The organism is Bacillus sp. SB49 (genome assembly GCF_000469135.2).
GTDB lineage: Bacteria > Bacillota > Bacilli > Bacillales > Halobacillaceae > Halobacillus.
The window spans coordinates 2,071,216-2,085,413 of sequence record NZ_CP048117.1 but is presented as its reverse complement, the minus strand read 5'-3'; the positions used below and the strand labels follow the sequence as shown (position 1 = coordinate 2,085,413).

The following is a 14,198-nucleotide window of genomic DNA, read 5'->3' as shown; positions in this document are numbered from 1 at the left end:
TCATGGGAAAAGCCAGAAGAACCCATACGAAGTATGAATCCGACTGGCTTGGGAACAACATGATCATTTCTTGAAACAAGGGAGGGAAGTTGTCCGGATGTACACTTTAATTTATGCCGGTCCCCTATTATTTATGATTCTTAAAATCAATGATCATGAATCAGAACGGCAGACCATAGAATGAGATAGTGGGCAGTTCATTTGATCAATTATGGTTCCGCTTGGAGGTTTGAATGGTATGATGCATAGCTCGAAGTTAGTGGATCGTTTACCTACCTATTTATTTTCTATTTTTCAAAAGAAGAAGCAGGCGCTTCAGGCGCAGGGGATAGACGTGATTGATCTTGGAATAGGGGCTCCGGACCTGCCGACGCCTCCATTCATCATCGACCGGTTGGTGGATGAAGTCCACAAACCGGCGAATCACAAATATTCTCCATACAGCGGCTGCGAAGAGTTTAGACAAGCGGTCGCTGATTTCTATGAGAAACGCTATGATGTTCAATTGGATCCGGAAACGGAAGTGCTTGCCCTGATTGGTTCCAAGGAAGGGTTGGCCCATATGCTGGAAGCCGTCATCGACCCGGGAGACGGTGTCCTTATGCCGGATCCCGGGTATCCTGTTTATCAATCCGCCATTCACTTGGCTCATGGTGTAGGGATTAAATACCGGCTGTATGAGGAGAGCGGGTACAAGCCCCTTTTTGAAAGGCTCCTTGGTCAGGAGGACCAGCGATTAAAACTGATGCTCATGAACTATCCAAACAACCCTACCGGAGCAACCGTGGAACGGAAAACATTCGAGCAAGCTGTAACCTTTGCGCGTAATAAAGGAATCTTTCTAATTCAAGATGCCGCCTATGACCTGGTTACTTTCGGAAGCTATCGTGCACCAAGCATTCTTCAGGTAGAAGGAGCGAAAGAAGTCGCGGTCGAGTTCGGTTCTCTGTCAAAGAGTTTCAACATGTCGGGGTGGAGGATCGGATATGTCGTAGGTAACGCTCGATTGATCCAGGCGTTGTCGGTAGTAAAGAGCAATAAAGACACTGGTCAGTTCCTCCCGATTCAGAAGGCAGCGGCAACTGCGCTTCAAAGTGATCTATCGGAAGTTATAAAGAACAACTGCATCTATGAAAAACGTTTGGAGATGATGATGGGTGCTTTAGAATCTCTAGATATGAGAGCTTTGAAACCGAAGGGAACGCTGTTTATATGGGCAAAGGTACCGGCGGGAGAAACATCTGCAGAGTTTTGTGAGAAGATGCTCGACAATGCGGGAGTCATTATTACCCCTGGCACGGCTTTCGGCGAAGGTGGAGAAGGGTATGTAAGGATCAGTTTGTCTGTTCCTTTAGATAGGCTGGAACAAGCGGTCATTCGTATGAAGAAAGCGAGGAAGGGGGGATCTGTATGAAAGAAGAAAAAACAATGACAAGCGCAGAGGCCATCGTTGAATGTCTAAACAGGGAGAAAATATCCAAAGTGTTTTGCGTTCCCGGAGAGAGTTACCTTCCTGTGATGGACGCCATAAAGAAGAGGCAGAATATCGAGCTAATCTCTGCGAGACATGAAGGTGGAGCATCCTTCATGGCAGAAGGTTATGCCAAGGCAAGCGGAAAACCCGGGGTGGTTCTGGCTACGAGAGGGGTCGGGGCATCGAACTTAACCATTGGGGTTCACACCGCGTACCAGGATTCTACACCAATGGTCGTTTTGCTTGGTCAGGTACACTCAGGTTTTCGTGGCCGTGAAGGCTTTCAGGAAGTGGATCTTGAGGCTTTTTTGCGTCCGATTTCAAAATGGGTGGCTGAAATACGTGAGCCTCCAAGGACAGCGGAACTTGTACAAAGAGCATTCCGGATTGCAAGGACAGGAAGACCGGGGCCTGTGGTGCTTTCTCTGCCGGAAGATGTATTAAAGCAGACGTCCTCCATGGTATTTCAAAAGGCCCCTGTAAAGATTCCGAAACCGAAGCTCTCGGACAGTCAAATCCAAGACATCCTCGATCTGCTGAAGGGGGCAGACCGGCCGGTTATCATTGCCGGTGGTGGAATCGTTGCATCAGGGGCCGAAGCTTCATTAAGAACATTTGCGGAGAAATTTGATATTCCGGTGCTGGCTGCATTTCGGAGGCACGATGTGTATCCAAACGACTCCATTCACTATGTCGGCCACTTAGGTTTAGGGCTGGACCGCGGTGTCAAAGAAACCGTCCAACGTGCGGATGTGATTCTTGCGGTCGGAACGAGACTTTCCGAAGTGACCACCCAGGATTATTCCTTAATTCAGCCGCGGCAGAAACTCATACACATCGATATATCCTATGATACTCTCGGAACAAGTTTTGCGCCGGATGTCGGTTGTGTAGCGGATGCAAAGGAATCATTACATTCGTTAAATGCTCTCTCTCTTAATAGAACGTGGGAGGAATGGAGGAAGGAACGAAGGTTGGTTTATGAAAGAACGCTTACGTCGAGAGACGAAACGCTGAATGGTCAAATAATCGGTCATCTGCAAGCAACGGTTCCAGAAGATACGATTATAACCAATGATGCAGGGAACTTTGCCGGGTGGCTTCACTCCTTTTTTCAATTCAGGAAGGATCGGACTTATATCGGCCCTACTTCAGGAGCTATGGGATATGGTCTGCCGGCAGCGATTGGAGCAAAGCTTGCTTCCTCTACAAAGAAAGTGGTATCCCTGTCCGGTGACGGTGGATTTATGATGACGATGCAGGAGTTGGAAACAGCGGTAAGGTATCACATCCCTGTCATCAGTATCGTATTTAACAACCGCATGTACGGTACTATTCGGATGCATCAGGAAATGCATTATCCAGGTGAAGTCATCGGTACAGAACTGGGACAAGTTCCATTCCATGAATGGGCAAACAAAGTTGGAGCAAAAGGGTTTTATGTCAAAACGGCTTCCCGATTCCGTGAAGTATTGGAAGAAGCCCTGCAGATAGATGGACCGGTCCTCATTGAAATTGAAGAGGACCGCGAGCGGATATCGGTAGGAGCAACGATCGACCAAATTAGAGAGCGTCATATGGAGGAGGAATAGTATGAGTCATATTCAAACGGAAACACTGCGTAACTTTATAGGTGGTAAATGGGAGGAAATCAAGTCAGGAGCCGCGGTGCCGGTTGTCAATCCAGCTACATCCGAAACGATCGTTCATGTTCCGTTGTCGACGCGCAAGGAAGTCTCCGATGCGGTGAAGGCTGCAAAGAAGGCTCAAAGAAAATGGGCACTAGTACCCGCACCACAGCGTGCAGAAATTCTATACAAAGTCGGTCAGAGGATGAAAGAAGAAAAGGAACGTCTTTCTCAATTATTAACGATGGAAAACGGAAAGGTGATTGAGGAAGCCCGCGGTGAAGTGCAGGAAGGAATTGATATGGCTTTTTACATGGCCGGTGAAGGAAGACGACTTTTCGGTCAAACAACACCATCTGAGTTAAAGGATAAATTCGCAATGAGTGTCCGCGCGCCCGTCGGTGTTGTCGGCATCATCACCCCCTGGAATTTCCCTATTGCCATTGCTACATGGAAATCATTTCCGGCAATTGTAGCTGGAAATGCAGTCGTTTGGAAACCTGCGACGGAAACACCGATTATGGCTTTCGAACTGGCAAGGATCTTTGAGGATTGCGGACTTCCGGAAGGCGTACTTAACGTCGTCTTCGGCTCTGGTTCGACAGTGGGAGAAGCCATGATCGAAGAAGAGGACATCCGCGTCATCTCTTTCACAGGGTCCAACCAGGTCGGGCGCACCATTGCAGGGAAATGCGGGGAGCGTCTGAAGAAAGTATCCCTTGAAATGGGTGGAAAGAACGCGGTTATTGTCATGGATGACGCAGACTTGGACCTTGCCGTAGAAGGGATCTTGTGGAGCGCCTACGGAACAAGCGGCCAACGTTGCACGGCGTGCAGCCGTGTGATGGTACATGAGAAGGTGAAAAATGAGCTGGAAGAGCGCCTTCAGAAAGCAATTGCCAGGCTTTCCATCGGCAACGGCTTGGATGAATCGATCAAAGTAGGACCGATTATTAACCGGTCCGGCCTCGAAAAAATAAAAGGCTATGTTGATGTTGGGAAAGCGGAGGGAGCCAAGCTGCTTACGGGCGGCTATATTATGGAAAACGGCAGCCATAAAAAAGGCAACTACTTTGCCCCCACCCTGTTCACAGATGTCACAAAAGACATGCGTATAGCCAAAGAAGAAATTTTCGGACCGGTCGTTTCGCTTATTCCTGTCCAGAGTTTTGAAGAAGCCGTTGATATCAACAACAGTGTAGAATATGGTCTCTCCAGTTCCATTTTTACAAAGGATGTCAACAAAGTCTTTACGGCTCAAAGAGATTTAGATACAGGAATTGTTTACGTAAACGCCGGAACGACAGGAGCTGAAATCCATCTTCCTTTTGGAGGTACGAAGGGGACAGGCAACGGCCATCGAGACTCCGGGGTTGCTGCGTTGGATGTATTTACAGAGTGGAAAGCCGTATATGTCGATTTCAGCGGAAAGCTCCAAAGGGCCCAAATCGACGTGGATTAAGATCAATATATAAAAGGGGATGGGACAATGAGAGTAGCTGTTCTAGGGTCTGGTTTAATGGGAAAAGAAGCAGCGCGTGATTTAGTGCACAGTCCCGGCGTGAAGAAGGTCGGGCTTGCAGATATCGACCTTAAAAGAGCAGAAGCGGTCTGTAAATCGCTGAGCAGCGGTAAAATCAGTGCTCATGTCGTCGATGCCGGGAATACGAACGAGCTAGCGGCCTTTCTCAAGGACTATGACGTCGTCATCAATGCTTTGTTCTATTCTTTTAATGAAATAGTAGCGAGGACAGCAATCGATGTTGGTGTTCATTCGGTGGACCTTGGAGGGCATATCGGGCACATAACCGATAAAGTGCTCGAACTTGATGAACGGGCTAAAGAGGAGGGTGTGACTATTATACCGGATCTAGGTGTAGCTCCGGGGATGATAAATATTCTCTCCGGATTCGGTGCTGGAAAGCTCAATCACCTGTCTTCGATCCGGCTGTTCGTAGGAGGGATACCGGTTCGTCCAGAACCCCCGCTTGAATATAATCATGTCTTCTCCATGGAAGGTCTGCTCGATCATTATTCGGATCCTTCTACAATCATTCGTGGTGGAAAACTTACGGAGGTGGAATCCCTTACAGAAGTGGAAAAAATCTATTTCGCAAAGTTCGGGCCGCTGGAAGCTTTCCATACGTCGGGCGGGACTTCGACGCTGTTGAAATCCTACCCGAATATAGAGACGCTCGAGTACAAAACGATCCGCTACCCGGGCCATGCTGAAAAAATGAAGCTGCTCGTAGATTTGAACTTAACCGGAGCCGACAATACAGTCGAAATAGGCGGAACACTGATAAAGACGAGAGAGGTCTTACTAAAGTCCATTGACCCAATAGTCGACTTGAAAGATAAAGAGGATGCTGTGCTCCTGCGCGTGAGCGTTGGTGGAAACAGGGCAGGCGTCGAGAAGACATACGAGTACGAGATGGTGACGTATAAAGACCCGGAAACAAAGGTGACAGCAATGGCCCGTGCGACTGCTAATACGATATCTGTTGTCGCACAAATGATCGGAAGCGGTGCCATATCCAAGCGAGGTGTATGTCCGCCGGAGTCCATCGTTCCAGGTGCGTTGTATATCGAGGAAATGGCGAAGCGCGGAGTCATGATTAATGAGGACCTAAAGTAAGAAGGAATAGGGCGGCAGAGACCGCCCTTTCCTGTTTTAAGAAAACCTTCACACTAACTTTACAGTCACTGTAGATGGAAGGGTAGGATTTCAAGTAGAGGATGTGGAATGTTATTATAGGCCTAATAAAATTCTGTAAAAATGCGGAGGTGGTTTGTTGTACTTGGAAGAAATAAATAATCTAACGTTTCACAGCCAGCTTTCTTTGAAGCAGGTAGAAGATCGATTGTTGATCACCGCGCAGTTTCCAAAAAATTACCTCAGACAGATTGAAATGAGGGACCCGTTCCTCTATGTGACTCTTTATGTAAGGGGAGGAGAGCGGATCAAAATCATTGACGAGGATAGTGCTAAACTTTATATCCCTTTAAAGAAAGAGATTCATCCGGATGTTTACCGCCGTATCATCGCCTTTGCCAAGATGCATGCGCGACAATTCAAAAACCAGGGAAACCGCCTTTGAGCTGAGTTTCTCTGGTTTTTATAGTTTATTTATTCTTCCACTTTGAGTTTTGTTCCATCTTCGAAGGTCACTTCCATGGAGAATTCCTTATAATCTGTGGAAATCGCAAACATCTCAAGCACAGCATTTTTATAGAAGGATTCGTCCAATTCTTTAGATAAGATAAGGCTTTCAAGAACGCCATCGAGTTCCCTCCATGCCTCTTCCCCTTTCCAGTTGATCAGGTTCCGGTCGTCTCTATAGGCTGCAGACTGCTGATTGCCGGAATGGAATCGAATGCGCACGACCTTATTATTTGGATAAATGACTCCTATATGGATTTGTTCCACGTGTTGGGGAGAGGAAGAAAGGGACTGTTTCAGGACCCTATCTTCCTTTTTTGCTGTTTCCGGGCTGGACATCCATCCACTTAAAAGTAGAAATCCTGTCAATAGGCAAATGAAAACGACTTTCATTCTTCCTGCCGCCTTCCTTTATCGGATTTGATCTTAGTTTATGCTGAAAAATCATTGACTAAACGTCGCAGTAAAAGTTTTATTCCTTTGTAACTGGGGAAACTACGTGTCATGGATTCGGAGGTGCAGTCATGAAAAAAACAACAACTAAGGCCATCCTTGCTGTATTAGTCGTCTTCGTCCCTATTATTCTGATAGGTGCGGGAAATGATTGGTTCGGTCCAAAAGAGGAGCGAATTGTCGCATTGGGAGATTCATTGACCTATGGAATTGGAGATGACAGCGGACAAGGGTACGTGGAAAACCTTAAACAGTGGTTTGAAACGAATGGAGAAGATGTGAAAGTAGATAATTACGGAATTCCTGATCAGCAGACGGACGGGATGCTAACCCAGATGAATGATCCGGAAGTTCTGAAGTCATTGCAGAAGGCAGACTATATCCTGTTATTCATTGGAACCAATGACTTGATTGAAAGTAACGGGGGAGACTTGTCAGAAATCAATAAGGAGGCAATCGCTGCGGGTAAAAAGGATTATGTAAAGAATTTAAAATCAATCTTGAAAACGGTGAGGGGTTCGAACGGAGATGCTCCCATCCTCTTTCTCGGTCTTTATAACCCTTACCCGGATAATGGAAAAATAGATGAAATTATTAAGGAATGGAATAGCACGAGCAAGGGTCTGATCGATTCTTATACAGGTATCACGTTTGTAGAAACCAATGATCTTTTTGAAGAAAAAACGACACGTATTTTCAGTGACGAACTTCATCTGAATGAAAAAGGGTACGAACGATTGACGAAACGGATTATCCAGGCATATGATTTTGATGAATAAAAACTCGGGCACAAGGTTCAGTATACGAACCATTGCCCGAGTTTTAGTCCTGTAAACGCAAAGAGCAAGCCGCCTGCGTAGCTGAAGGTAAGATACACGTAGAATGTTATCCGCTTCTCCTGCGCAAGTAATTTAACAGCCTCAAACTTAAAGGTGGAAAAGGTTGTAAAGGCGCCCATCAATCCTGTTCCGGCGAATAACAATACCAACGGGGGCGTATCCCTGCCTATTAAGAATCCCAACAGGAAGGAACCCAGGAGGTTCACTGTGTACGTTCCCCATGGGAAGTCCCCATTCATCCACCCTTTCATACGCTCGCTTGCCTCATACCGAAGGATGGCACCGAGGAAACCTCCCGCACCCACTAAGAAAATTTTTAAGAAAATCAAGATGCGACCCTCCTTCTTCCGAGTTCGAAACCGAATTTAGATAATAGAAGCCCCCCGGCAAGGCTGATGATAATATAAGTAATGGAAAGAATAGACGCGCCTGTTCCGTAAAGAGCCAGTGCATCTGTCGTCAAAGTCGAGAAAGTCGTATAAGATCCGACTAATCCTGTACCAATTGCGCTCTTCCATTCTCTTGAAATATCATGCTTCTCTAAAAAGCCTATCGTCAGGACGGGCAGCAGGAAGCTGCCGGTCAAATTGGCAAAAAGCGTGGCGTACGGGAAACCTGTAACCGGCCCCATCAAAAACAACCCGACGAGGTAACGCAGGACAGCCCCGATAAAACCACCCATACCGACATAAAGGTATACCATCTTACAAAACACCTGCCTATCTATATGACATTATAATTACTTTCGAAGTTATTTGAAAGGAATGCTTTTTTTACGGGAAGATAAGCCTTATAATTTAAGGGAAGGAACAGATGAAAGAGGGTTACCAATGATTCTGAAGATTTTAAAAAACATGGATTTTTCCATCCTATTCGCAGTTCTGGCCCTTTCCGCTTTCGGTACAGTGATGGTGTACAGCGCGAGTATGGTCAGTAGTGTGATGGTGTACGATGTAACCCCTGATTTTTTCTTTAAAAGGCAGGTGGTTTCGTGGATAATAGGCTTGTTCGCTTTGTTCCTCGGAATTGTCCTTCCTTACAGGAATTACAGGAAGTTGTTCAAACTACTGCTTTTATTGACCATCGTGCTTCTGCTGCTTGTATTTGCCATCGGGCATACTTCCAATAACGCCCAATCCTGGCTGCCGATCCCGTTTTTGGGGCGCTTTCAGCCTGCGGAGCTGGCCAAGATGACATTGATTATCTACCTTGCAGCTATTTACACGAAGAAAAAAGATTACATTGAAGATTTTGCACGCGGATTGCTGCCGCCTATCATCATGACCATGCTCATCATCGGTATGATATTTAAACAGCCTGACTTAGGGACAGCCGTTATTGCGCTTGCTGTATCCGGACTAGTTATTATGTCAAGCGGCCTGAAGCGGTCCCACCTTATATTCCTGTTGACACTTGCTAGTGTAACAGCCGTCTGTTTGTATATGTTCGGACTTAGTGAAGAGCAGATGTCGCGCTTTGAGGGAGCCTATCAGCCCTTTCAAAACGCTGATGATTCCGGCTATCAACTGATCAATTCCTACCTTGCAATACATAATGGCGGTTTGATTGGTACGGGTCTCGGAGCAGGTGTCCAGAAGCTCGGTTATCTGCCGGAAGCACACACGGATTTCATCATGGCTGTTGTGGCAGAAGAACTTGGCATTATTGGAGTAACTGTGGTACTCGGATTGATTGCCTTGATTGTACTCAGGGGACTTTTCATTAGTATGAAGAGCCATGATATGTTCGGGCGTTTATTGGCAATAGGGATATCGGGTCTGATAGGAATACAAACAGCTGTAAACCTCGGAGGGTTGACGGGAATGATTCCGCTCACTGGAGTTCCACTTCCTTTTGTGAGTTACGGTGGAACGTCATTATTGATGATGATGTTTTCTGTGGGTATCCTGATCAATATTCACGCTGTATCGAAAGTAAAGAAAAACCAGGAAGACAAAATAGCCGCATAACGGAAAACGCCGGCCCTCAAAGGGACGGCGTTTTTTTATTCGTGTCTCGGAATGATATGAATCATATCCGTATCGGATGTTTTCTTATCGTTCGTAAAAACAAGACGTGTTTTTAGTTCATATGTCAGAGCCGGATTGGAGCAGTCGATGTTATCTGGTATCTCAAAGCTGAATGGATACTCTTCACGGGTCCCTGATTCCATCGTGCGGGCCATTAAAATGGTTGTGACGGCTTGGATCCATACGGGGTTTTCCCCGGGTTCTTTCTTCATCAGATCACATTCAAGCCGTTTCACAGTTTGTGTACTAATTCCTCCCCGGAAATGGAATGCACCGGTTACCGTATCCCCAGGGTGAAAATTCGTTTTCGATAACACAAGATCAACATTTGGGGATCCAACTCCAACCAGGTTCAGTAGTTTCGCAATCATAGGTAAGACCTCCGAACAAAAGTGATAGCTGCTCAAAATTATAATTCCCGACGGAGAAATAAAGGTCCATCGCCATTCCTGTGAAAAAGAGGCAGATCCATCACGAACAGCTCCCACTGAGCCTTCGCCTCGCTGCACAAAAATCAATGATCTTTCTTTTTCTAAAGACTGTAGCCATATATTACCTAACGCTTCACTCCTCGTCAACATTTTTTCGAAATTTCTTTATTCTTTTCTCTAAGGGTGTGGTATGGTTGATTTTATCAGGAGGGATGGAGATGGAATTTCCCATTTTGGAGACAGAAAGATTGTCACTTACTAATGTATCAAGAAAGCATTCTGCTGCATATTTAGACATCATGTCCAGAGAAGAAGTGACCAAATATTATGGGATGGATGCATTGAAAACTCCGGAGCAGGCGAGAGAAATCATCCGGTCTTTCCAATCCACTTGGAAGGAAAAGCGGGGAATCCGCTGGGGCCTTACAGTGAAGAACGAGTCAAGATTTATAGGTACAGTTGGTCTCAACAATTGGAATCCAAGAGCCATGAGGGCGGAGATCGGTTATGAGATTCATCCTGACTTTTGGCGTCTCGGATTGGGATCTGAAGCAGTAAAAGAGATTATCCGTTTTTCCTTTCTTGAGCTGAAGATACGTAGGCTCGGGGCTGTCACTTTTCCTGATAATATTCCTTCCAACCGTATGTTGGAGAAGTTCGGATTTAAGAAAGAAGGGACGCTGCGGAACTATTTAGTCCGTGAAGATCAAAGTCACGACGCTTTCATTCACTCGCTATTAAGTGAGGAATACGATCTGTCTTCGTAGTGTTGGAAAGGACGGTATTCTTCATGAGAGGAAAGAAACTTTACAAGATTGGAACGATACGATATCATGTAAATCGTAATCGTTACTAAAAAACATCCTCGAGGGTGTTTTTTTTAACGTTTTTTAAATCGTAATAATTACTTTTTAGGGAGAGATACAGGATGGCTAAAAAATCGAAGATTGCCAAGGAAAGAAAACGTCAGGAATTAGTCGCGAAGTATGCGAGCTTGAGAAGAGAACTAAAGGAAAGGGGTGACTATGAGGCCCTTCGTAAACTGCCGAGGGATTCTTCTCCTACAAGGTTGACTGGAAGGTGTGCAGTCACAGGAAGGCCCCGCGGATATATGCGAAAATTCAAAATGTCACGTATCACGTTTAGAGATTATGCCCATAAAGGCCAGATTCCCGGCGTGAAGAAATCAAGCTGGTAATCTCAAAACAGAGGAATAAGAGGTGAAAATGATGTTTGAGTGGGTGATTATTGGGGGAGGGGTACACGGTTGCAGCGTTGCCACAAGGCTTTTACTTCAGGAGAAAACGCGAAAGGAAGATGTAGTAATTATCGACCCGCATGATCATCCAATGGAAAAATGGAAAACATTAACTTCTAAAGTGGGGATGAAATATCTTCGGTCCTCTTCCGTTCATCATCTTCATCCCGACCCTTACAGCTTGAGAAAATACAAGAAGCAGAAGGAATATACGAAAGGGTTTGTCGGTCGATATGACCGCCCGATGCTTGAAATGTTTAATAATCACTGTGAAGATATGTTTCATGCTGTTGATCTTAAGTCGTGTTGGGAAAAAGGGAAAGTAAGAGGTCTCTGGAAGCTGAACGATGTTTGGAAGATCCAGCTTGACGACGGGGAAGAGATGATAGCTGAAAATGTCGTTCTTGCTGTTGGTGCGACGGAGTATCCATCTATACCTGCCTGGGCGGAGGGGTTGAAAAGAAAGCCTGTCCACGTCTTTTCCCACGATACGTTTCAAAAGGAAGGGGAAGTGGCGGTGATTGGTGGTGGAATGTCAGCCGTTCATTTGGCGGCATCGCTTGCTGAGACTTCAGAGAAGCCGGTCCATCTTATCAAACGTCACCCGTTCAGAATCAAGGACTTTGACAGTGATCCCGGATGGTTAGGTCCAAAATATTTAAATAAATTTAATGAAAGCACCTGCTATATAAAGCGAAGAGATATGATCCGTCATGCCCGTAATAAAGGGTCGATAACAAGGGATCTTCACATAAAGGCTAACAGGTTGGAAAAAAAGAAGATGCTGACTGTTCACACAGGTGAAATAGAGAAAGTAGAGGATAAAGGGATGGAAATCCAGCTGTCCTTGGACTGTTGTACGATCGAAGTGAACGAATGCATTTTTGCTACTGGATCAGAGCAGAAGCTTCCTCTCTGGTTAAAAGAGACCATATGCCAAGCCGACCTGCCTTGTGCCCCGTGTGGGTTTCCAATACCCGATAAAAATCTGGCGTGGGCATCGGGCCTTTTTGTCACAGGTCCGTTAGCTGAGCTTGAAATTGGTCCAGCTGCAAGGAATATTGCAGGTGCAAGAAAAGTGGCAGAGCGCATCTCTGCTTTATAAGAAAGGAAAAGGATGAATGAGAGTACCTGTTACGGTATTAAGCGGTTTCTTAGGTTCGGGTAAAACTACAGTTTTAAACCATATTCTGCATAATAAAGAAGGGGTCAAAGCAGCCGTTATCGTGAATGATATGAGTGAAGTGAATATAGATGCTTCTTTGATTAAACACGGGGCGTTTAAGCGCACGCAGGAAAAATTGGTGGAACTTCAAAATGGGTGCATCTGCTGCACATTAAGAGAAGATCTTATTATAGAAGTGGAAAAATTAACTAAATTGGATATCGATTATATTATCATTGAATCGACAGGAATTTCCGAACCTATCCCCGTCGCACAGACATTCACTTATAAAGATGAGGAAACTGGAATTGATTTGAATTCTATCTGCAGACTGGATACGATGGTCACAGTTGTTGATGCCTATCGCTTCTGGCATGATTATCAATCTGGCGAGTCACTGATAGACAAAGGGGAAGGGTCAGGTCAGGAGGATGAGCGGGAAGTAATCGATTTACTAATAGACCAAGTCGAGTTTGCCAACGTAATCGTCGTCAATAAAGTGGATCTTGTTAGGGATGAAGACAGGGAGTATCTTTCTGCCGTGTTGCGTCGATTGAACCCGGATGCCAAAATTGTCGAAACATCCTTTGGGAAACTGGATGTAAAAGAAGTGTGGGGTACTTATTCATTTGATTGGGAGCAGGCCAGTCAGTCTGCAGGCTGGATCAAAGAATTGAATGAAGTACACGTGCCGGAAACGGAGGAATACGGAATCGCATCGTTTCTTTATAAAAGGAAAAGACCCTTCCATCCGGAAAGGTTCCATCAATGGCTCGAGAAATGGCCGGATACAGTCATCCGTTCTAAAGGTTTTTTCTGGCTTGCTTCCAGGAATGAAGCCATTGGTCTGCTTTCCCAGGCCGGCCCGTCTTTATCCATCCAGAAGGCAGGTTCCTGGATAGCGTCCTACCCCGCAGAGGAGCAGTCTGCTTTGTTGGAAGAAGATCCGGCTCTCTATGATGAGTGGGATACTATGCATGGGGATCGATTGACGGAGCTGGTATTCATTGGTGCAAATATGGACAAGGAAACCATTCAAAAGGAACTGGATGGATGTCTGCTGAGTGAGGAAGAGATGCAGATGGATTGGAGGTCCTTTCCAGATACTCTTCCTTCCTACCAATAGCACAGAAAATGGGCATTCTTTTTGGACCATTCACATGCTTAATTCATTCCGTGTTCAGAAAGCTTCTGAAGTTGATTTATTAATTATCCACTTTCTTCTTTTGGAGGCGTAGTCTTCATATGACTTCGGATCAATGCAGCGGTCTGTAAGATTGCTTCTGGAGAAGGGCGCCCGAATGGACCTGTCTGTTTCTGCTGGTACATAAGCGTCCCGCCTTTATTGAAAAGAAAGTATGCTGGTTCGCCATGCGCGCCGTGATCTTCATAGGGGGCTCCTGTCTTATGAATGTAGACACCGAAAGCGTCGAGAACGGAAAAGAATTCATCGGATAGAACAGGGAATGTCAGGTTCTCTTTTTCCTTCATTCTTTTCAATTTATTCAAAGGCTCTGCGCTTATGGCAGTTACTTGTATATCGTTCTTATGAAGCTCTGCATGGTACACTTCCAGTTCCTTAAGGGTTTCTATACACACAGGGCACCAGGACCCGCGAAAGAAAACAATGAGATGCCACGATTCTTCATAGTGTTTCCGCTGTGTTTCAAAGAGAAAATTACTTCCATCTACAGAGGGAAGGTAGAAATTTGGAGCAGGATCTCCAAGGGTGATATCAGCCATATGGTGACCTCCTT

The 14,198-nt window shown here is 45.6% G+C and carries 16 protein-coding genes; 11 read left to right on the top strand and 5 right to left on the bottom strand.

Features of this window, described 5'->3' with window-relative positions; translation table 11 throughout:
- The first annotated feature begins 238 nt into the window (after window positions 1–238).
- The 5 genes from M662_RS11010 (at window position 239) to M662_RS10990 (ending at window position 6,203) form a co-directional block, all read left to right on the top strand.
- Window positions 239–1,414 (top strand): aminotransferase class I/II-fold pyridoxal phosphate-dependent enzyme, encoded by a 1,176-nt coding sequence (locus M662_RS11010; RefSeq protein ID WP_008639739.1) that lies wholly within the window; start codon window positions 239–241, stop codon window positions 1,412–1,414.
- Complete coding sequence (locus M662_RS11005) at window positions 1,411–3,066, top strand: thiamine pyrophosphate-dependent enzyme (protein ID WP_026577288.1); 1,656 nt, start codon at window positions 1,411–1,413, stop codon at window positions 3,064–3,066. Before M662_RS11010 ends, M662_RS11005 begins: the two co-directional genes overlap by 4 nt.
- A gap of 1 nt (window position 3,067) precedes the next feature.
- Entirely contained in the window at window positions 3,068–4,564 is a 1,497-nt protein-coding gene (locus M662_RS11000) for an aldehyde dehydrogenase family protein (RefSeq protein ID WP_008639741.1), read from the top strand.
- Between the two features lie 27 nt (window positions 4,565–4,591).
- Window positions 4,592–5,740, top strand: coding sequence for a saccharopine dehydrogenase family protein (locus tag M662_RS10995; protein WP_026577289.1), 1,149 nt, complete (start codon window positions 4,592–4,594; stop codon window positions 5,738–5,740).
- A 163-nt stretch (window positions 5,741–5,903) separates the two neighbouring features.
- Complete coding sequence (locus M662_RS10990; RefSeq protein WP_008639745.1) at window positions 5,904–6,203, top strand: hypothetical protein; 300 nt, start codon at window positions 5,904–5,906, stop codon at window positions 6,201–6,203.
- Window positions 6,204–6,232: 29 nt separating this feature from the next.
- On the opposite strand, the gene M662_RS10985 is transcribed toward M662_RS10990, so the two are convergent.
- A complete protein-coding gene (locus tag M662_RS10985; protein ID WP_008639747.1) occupies window positions 6,233–6,658 on the bottom strand; it encodes a YusW family protein in 426 nt (141 codons plus the stop codon).
- A 131-nt stretch (window positions 6,659–6,789) separates the two neighbouring features.
- Here M662_RS10985 and M662_RS10980 point away from each other — a divergent pair, with 131 nt between their 5' ends.
- Entirely contained in the window at window positions 6,790–7,497 is a 708-nt protein-coding gene (locus M662_RS10980; RefSeq protein WP_008639749.1) for a GDSL-type esterase/lipase family protein, read from the top strand.
- 17 nt (window positions 7,498–7,514) lie between these two features.
- Here the strand turns inward: M662_RS10980 and M662_RS10975 are convergent, their stop codons facing one another.
- A complete protein-coding gene (locus tag M662_RS10975; RefSeq protein ID WP_008639750.1) occupies window positions 7,515–7,886 on the bottom strand; it encodes a fluoride efflux transporter FluC in 372 nt (123 codons plus the stop codon).
- Window positions 7,883–8,260 carry a fluoride efflux transporter FluC gene (locus M662_RS10970; protein ID WP_008639752.1) on the bottom strand — a complete coding sequence of 126 codons (378 nt, stop codon included), beginning with the start codon at window positions 8,258–8,260 and terminating at the stop codon, window positions 7,883–7,885. The genes M662_RS10975 and M662_RS10970 overlap by 4 nt, the downstream gene beginning before the upstream one ends.
- 127 nt (window positions 8,261–8,387) lie before the next feature.
- Between M662_RS10970 and M662_RS10965 the strand changes: the two genes are divergently transcribed.
- Window positions 8,388–9,527, top strand: a complete 1,140-nt coding sequence (locus M662_RS10965; RefSeq protein ID WP_008639754.1) for an FtsW/RodA/SpoVE family cell cycle protein — start codon at window positions 8,388–8,390, stop codon at window positions 9,525–9,527.
- A 35-nt stretch (window positions 9,528–9,562) separates the two neighbouring features.
- Here the strand turns inward: M662_RS10965 and M662_RS10960 are convergent, their stop codons facing one another.
- On the bottom strand, window positions 9,563–9,958 hold the full coding sequence (locus tag M662_RS10960) for a sporulation protein (RefSeq protein WP_008639755.1): 396 nt from the start codon (window positions 9,956–9,958) through the stop codon (window positions 9,563–9,565).
- A gap of 278 nt (window positions 9,959–10,236) precedes the next feature.
- Between M662_RS10960 and M662_RS10955 the strand changes: the two genes are divergently transcribed.
- The 4 genes from M662_RS10955 (at window position 10,237) to M662_RS10940 (ending at window position 13,567) form a co-directional block, all read left to right on the top strand.
- The gene (locus M662_RS10955; protein ID WP_008639757.1) at window positions 10,237–10,785 is read left to right on the top strand and encodes a GNAT family N-acetyltransferase; all 549 of its coding nucleotides are present in this window, start codon (window positions 10,237–10,239) and stop codon (window positions 10,783–10,785) included.
- A 161-nt stretch (window positions 10,786–10,946) separates the two neighbouring features.
- A complete protein-coding gene (rpsN, locus tag M662_RS10950) occupies window positions 10,947–11,216 on the top strand; it encodes a 30S ribosomal protein S14 (RefSeq protein WP_008639759.1) in 270 nt (89 codons plus the stop codon).
- A gap of 28 nt (window positions 11,217–11,244) precedes the next feature.
- On the top strand, window positions 11,245–12,381 hold the full coding sequence (locus M662_RS10945) for an FAD/NAD(P)-binding protein (RefSeq protein WP_035387984.1): 1,137 nt from the start codon (window positions 11,245–11,247) through the stop codon (window positions 12,379–12,381).
- A 16-nt stretch (window positions 12,382–12,397) separates the two neighbouring features.
- A complete protein-coding gene (locus M662_RS10940) occupies window positions 12,398–13,567 on the top strand; it encodes a GTP-binding protein (protein ID WP_008639764.1) in 1,170 nt (389 codons plus the stop codon).
- A gap of 83 nt (window positions 13,568–13,650) precedes the next feature.
- Here M662_RS10940 and M662_RS10935 read toward each other — a convergent pair whose 3' ends face one another.
- Window positions 13,651–14,184 (bottom strand): peroxiredoxin family protein, encoded by a 534-nt coding sequence (locus M662_RS10935; RefSeq protein ID WP_026577291.1) that lies wholly within the window; start codon window positions 14,182–14,184, stop codon window positions 13,651–13,653.
- Window positions 14,185–14,198 lie beyond the last annotated feature (14 nt).